The organism is Actinocorallia lasiicapitis (genome assembly GCF_054778695.1).
Window position 1 is genome coordinate 1 of sequence record NZ_BAAGZI010000455.1, and the last position, 4,323, is coordinate 4,323.

Below are 4,323 nucleotides of genomic sequence, written 5' to 3' on the forward strand. Positions count from 1 at the left end.
CGCCCAGCTCGGTGCGGTGTCCGGCGAGCCAGTCCAACCGGCCGCGCGCCTCGACCGGACGGCCCGAGGCGACCGCGGCCAGCGCGAACATCGCGACCTCGGGCGTCCAGGCCTGCGACTTGTCGCCCGCCCACTGCTCGCCCGGCAGGACCCCGCCGTTGGCGACCTTCAGCCGGTCGCCCGCGTTGGCGATCGCCGCCGCCACATCGTGGTCCTGCGGGGCGAACGGCGGGGCGAGGAACGTCACACTGGCGTCCATCCGGCCGCCCATGATCGGTGAGCGGGGGTAGCCGAACCGGCCGTACTCGCGGCGGATCGCGGTGTCCAGGGTGTGGGCGGCGCGCCGCCAGCGGGCCGAGTCCACCGGGTGGCGCGGCCCCGCCAGGGCGGCGGCGGAACGGAGCCCCACCAGCAGCGGAGCCGAGACCCCCAGCGTCGGACGGTCCTTGACCTGCTCGGTCGACGGGTGGCGCTCGAAGTAGTCCGACGAGACCGGCGGCAGGCCGTCGGGGCCGAGATGGGCGGAGATCCAGTCGGCGCCCTTGGCGGCCATCCGGTAGTAGGCGGTGGGGTTCGGGTCGTGCTGGGCGACGAACCAGGTGGCCCAGAGCGTCCAGCCGATCTCGTCGAGCTGGACGGGACGGTCCGTGGCGGGCGTCCCGTCGACGCGGTAGCGGCTGGCCCAACGGCCGTCGGGGCCCTGCACGCGGTTGAGGAAGCTGAGGATCCGGCGGGCCTCGTCCAGGTGGCCGGTGGCGGCGAACGCGGCGGCGTGGAAGGCGGCGTCGCGCGGCCAGACGTAGTTCCACAGCCCGTACCAGGACGCCGTCGACGCGCCCGACCGCGACGTCAGCAGCCGCAGATCGAGCAGGGCGCGGCTCGCCATCGCCCGGTGTACCCCGGTCTGGCCGGGGACGCGGCCGTCGTCCAGCCAGCCCCGGTCGCCTTCGACGGCGTCCGCGACGCGCGGATCGTCCGCGGGCAGTTTGGTGAGTTCGCTCTCACCGTGCGGGATCAGCAGGGCCCGCCCATCGGCCAGCCGGACGACCGAACTGCCCGGAATGTAAGAAGCGTCACGTGCGTCGGCGGCGCTGATCGGGGTCGAGACGAACGGCCAGCCGCCTCCGCCGACGAGCCCGGGGGAGTCCCAGCGGGCCTGGCCGAGCTCGGTGTTCGACGCGCAGGTCGCGGCCACGGCGGCCACGGCGAGCAGCGCGGCCACAGGCCGAACCCAGCGTCGCGCCATCCCCGATATCCCCTGTCGTCCCCGAAGTTGCCTATCTAGTACAGCAAACGCCACCAAATCACCTGTTAGGAAACTCTTTCCCGGCGCTACCGATCGGTAATCGACCCGCTGGCCAGGACATGAGCGCCGGGAGGCTAGGCTTTGCCAACGGAGCGGACCGCCGTCGCTACCGCACGAGCGGTCATCACCCGTCGATCCGACTAAGGACGCACCCTCGTGGACTTGTTCGAACATCAGGCGAAGGAACTCTTCGCCTCCTACGGCGTACCGGTGCCCACCGGCAAGGTCGCCACGACCCCCGCTGAGGCGCGGGCCATCGCTGAAGAGCTCTTCGCGGCCGGCAACAAGAAGGTCGTCATCAAGGCTCAGGTCAAGACCGGCGGCCGCGGCAAGGCAGGCGGCGTGAAGCTCGCCGACGACGCCGCCGAGGCCGAGGCCCTGGCCGGACAGATCCTCGGCATGGACATCAAGGGCCACACGGTCCACAAGGTCCTCGTCGAGGAAGGCTCGGCGATCAAGCAGGAGTTCTACTTCTCCTTCCTGCTCGACCGCGCCAACCGGACCTTCCTCACCATCGCCACCGTCGACGGCGGCGTGGAGATCGAGGACGTCCCCCACGACCAGCTCGCGCTGATCCCCGTGAGCGCCCTCGAAGGCGTCGACGCGGCCAAGGCCCGCGAGATGGCCGTCGCCGCGCGGCTCCCGGAAGTCGCCCTCGATGGAGCGACCGACATCATCGTCAAGCTGTGGGACGTCTTCGTTTCCGAAGACGCCACGCTCGTCGAGGTCAACCCGCTGATCCTCACCAACGACGACGTCGTCCGCGCTCTGGACGGCAAGGTCTCGCTGGACGAGAACGCCGCCTTCCGCCAGCCGAAGCAGGCCGAGCTCGAGGACAAGGCCGCGGCCGACCCCCTCGAGGCCGCCGCCAAGGCCAAGGACCTCAACTACGTGAAGCTCGACGGCACCGTCGGCATCATCGGCAACGGCGCGGGCCTGGTCATGTCGACCCTCGACGTCGTCGCCTACGCGGGTGAGGAGTTCGCCGGCTCGCCGAAGCCCGCCAACTTCCTCGACATCGGCGGCGGCGCGTCCGCCGAGGTCATGGCCGCAGGCCTGGAGATCATCCTCTCCGACCCGGCCGTGAAGTCGATCTTCGTCAACGTCTTCGGCGGCATCACCGCCTGTGACGCGGTCGCCAACGGCATCGTCGCCGCCTACGAGCTGCTCGGCTCGAAGGGCGAGGACGTGGACCGTCCCCTGGTCGTCCGGCTCGACGGCAACAACGCCGAGCTCGGCCGCCAGATCCTCACCGACGCCGCACTCCCGGGCGTCGAGCAGGTCGAAACCATGGACGACGCGGCCCGCCGCGCCGCCGAACTCGCCGCGGTAGGTGCGTAATGGCCATCTGGCTGACTGAAGACAGCAAGATCATCGTCCAGGGCATCACGGGCTCCGAGGGCTCCAAGCACGCCGCCCGGATGCTCCGCTCCGGCGCGAACGTGGTCGGTGGCGTCAACGCCCGCAAGGCCGGCACCACGATCACCCTCGAGGGCAAGGACCTGCCGGTCTACGGCACGGTCACCGAGGCCATCGAGGCCACCGGCGCCGACGTCTCCGTGATCTTCGTTCCGCCGAAGTTCACCAAGGACGCCGTCGTCGAGGCCATCGACGCCGAGATCCCCGTCGCGGTCGTCATCACCGAGGGCGTCCCGGTCCACGACTCGACGGCCTTCTGGGCGCACGCCGTGGCCAAGGGCAACAAGACCCGGATCATCGGCCCGAACTGCCCTGGCATCGCCAGCCCCGGCGCGTCGAACGCGGGCATCATCCCCGCCGACATCACGCCCAAGGGCCGGATCGGCCTGGTGTCGAAGTCGGGCACGCTCACCTACCAGATGATGTTCGAGCTGCGGGACTTCGGTTTCTCGACGGCCGTCGGCATCGGTGGCGACCCCGTCATCGGCACCACCCACATCGATGCGCTCCAGGCGTTCCAGGACGACCCGGACACCGACGCGATCGTCATGATCGGTGAGATCGGCGGCGACGCCGAGGAGCGTGCCGCCGCCTACATCGAGCAGCACATCACCAAGCCGGTCGTCGGCTACGTCGCGGGCTTCACGGCCCCCGAGGGCAAGACCATGGGCCACGCCGGCGCCATCGTCTCCGGCTCCGCCGGTACCGCCCAGGCCAAGAAGGACGCTCTGGAGAAGGTCGGCGTCCGCGTCGGCAAGACCCCCTCCGAGACCGCCCGTCTCATGCGCGACATCATGAAGAACCTGTAACCAGGACTTCCCCGAGGCCGCTCCTCCCGTTTCCGGGAAGGGCGGCCTTTTCCCGTTTCGCGAAACCCGACACGCCGGGCGCGCCATGCCGTCCCGGCCCAGCGCTCCTGCCAGCATGGGCGTCATGAGCGACGCGCAGCAGCCCCCGGAACCCCGCCGCCTGCGCGTGGTCCGCAACGACCCCACCGACGACTCCACCCCTCGCCGCACCCCCGACCCCCGCCGAGGCAAACACCCCTCCGGCCGCCGCCTAGACCCCCACCACACCCCCGACCCCGCCCAGCCCGTCGGCACCCTGCGCCCCGTCCGCGAGCGCACCCCCGACGGCGAAACACTCGAAGCCGAGCCCGGCACGCCCCGCGACGCTTCCCCCGCCGACCGCGACCCCCGGCCGCCCAAGGGCAAGACGACCCCCCCCACCCCCCCCCCGGCCACGGGACGAGGCACACGCGACGCCCAGCCTCCGGCCACCGGACGAGGCACACGCGATGCCCAGCCTCCGGCCACGGGACGTGATGCTCAGCCCCCGGCCACAGGACGAGGCGCACGTGAGGGGAAGTCTTCGGGTGTCGCGTCCGGCACGGCACGGGGAAGCCAGGCCCCGGCCGTGGGACGTGGGACGCGCGATGGCGAGCCGTCCGGTGCTCCGGTGCGTCGTGGCGGTCAGGCTTCGGGTGCGGGAGCGCGGGGCAGCCGGTCGTCCGGTGGCTCAGGTCGGCAGGGCGGCGGCGATGCGGAGGGGCGCGAGGGGAAGGGTTCGGCAGGAGCCGGAACGCGGGCGGGTCTGCG

At 71.6% G+C, this 4,323-nt stretch carries 3 protein-coding genes and 1 pseudogene; 3 read left to right on the forward strand and 1 reads right to left on the reverse strand.

Annotation, left to right across the window (positions count from 1 at the left end; genetic code table 11):
• A partial coding sequence (locus tag ACYVE7_RS30045) for a glycoside hydrolase family 15 protein (RefSeq protein ID WP_460369418.1) occupies positions 1–1,246 on the reverse strand: 1,246 nt, incomplete at its 3' end.
• A gap of 216 nt (positions 1,247–1,462) precedes the next feature.
• Here ACYVE7_RS30045 and sucC point away from each other — a divergent pair.
• From sucC to ACYVE7_RS30060, 3 genes and pseudogenes are all read left to right on the forward strand, one after another.
• Positions 1,463–2,647: an ADP-forming succinate--CoA ligase subunit beta gene (sucC, locus tag ACYVE7_RS30050; RefSeq protein WP_460369420.1), complete on the forward strand. Its 1,185-nt coding sequence runs from the start codon at positions 1,463–1,465 to the stop codon at positions 2,645–2,647.
• Positions 2,647–3,534 (forward strand): succinate--CoA ligase subunit alpha, encoded by an 888-nt coding sequence (sucD, locus tag ACYVE7_RS30055; protein WP_460369422.1) that lies wholly within the window; start codon positions 2,647–2,649, stop codon positions 3,532–3,534. Before sucC ends, sucD begins: the two co-directional genes overlap by 1 nt.
• A gap of 124 nt (positions 3,535–3,658) precedes the next feature.
• Positions 3,659–4,323: pseudogene (locus ACYVE7_RS30060) on the forward strand (hypothetical protein); the annotation flags it as partial.

Excerpts from the sequence above, each read along its gene's own strand:
- sucD (WP_460369422.1), top strand. The coding sequence starts at position 2,647 with ATGGCCATCTGGCTGACTGAAGACAGCAAGATCATCGTCCAGGGCATC.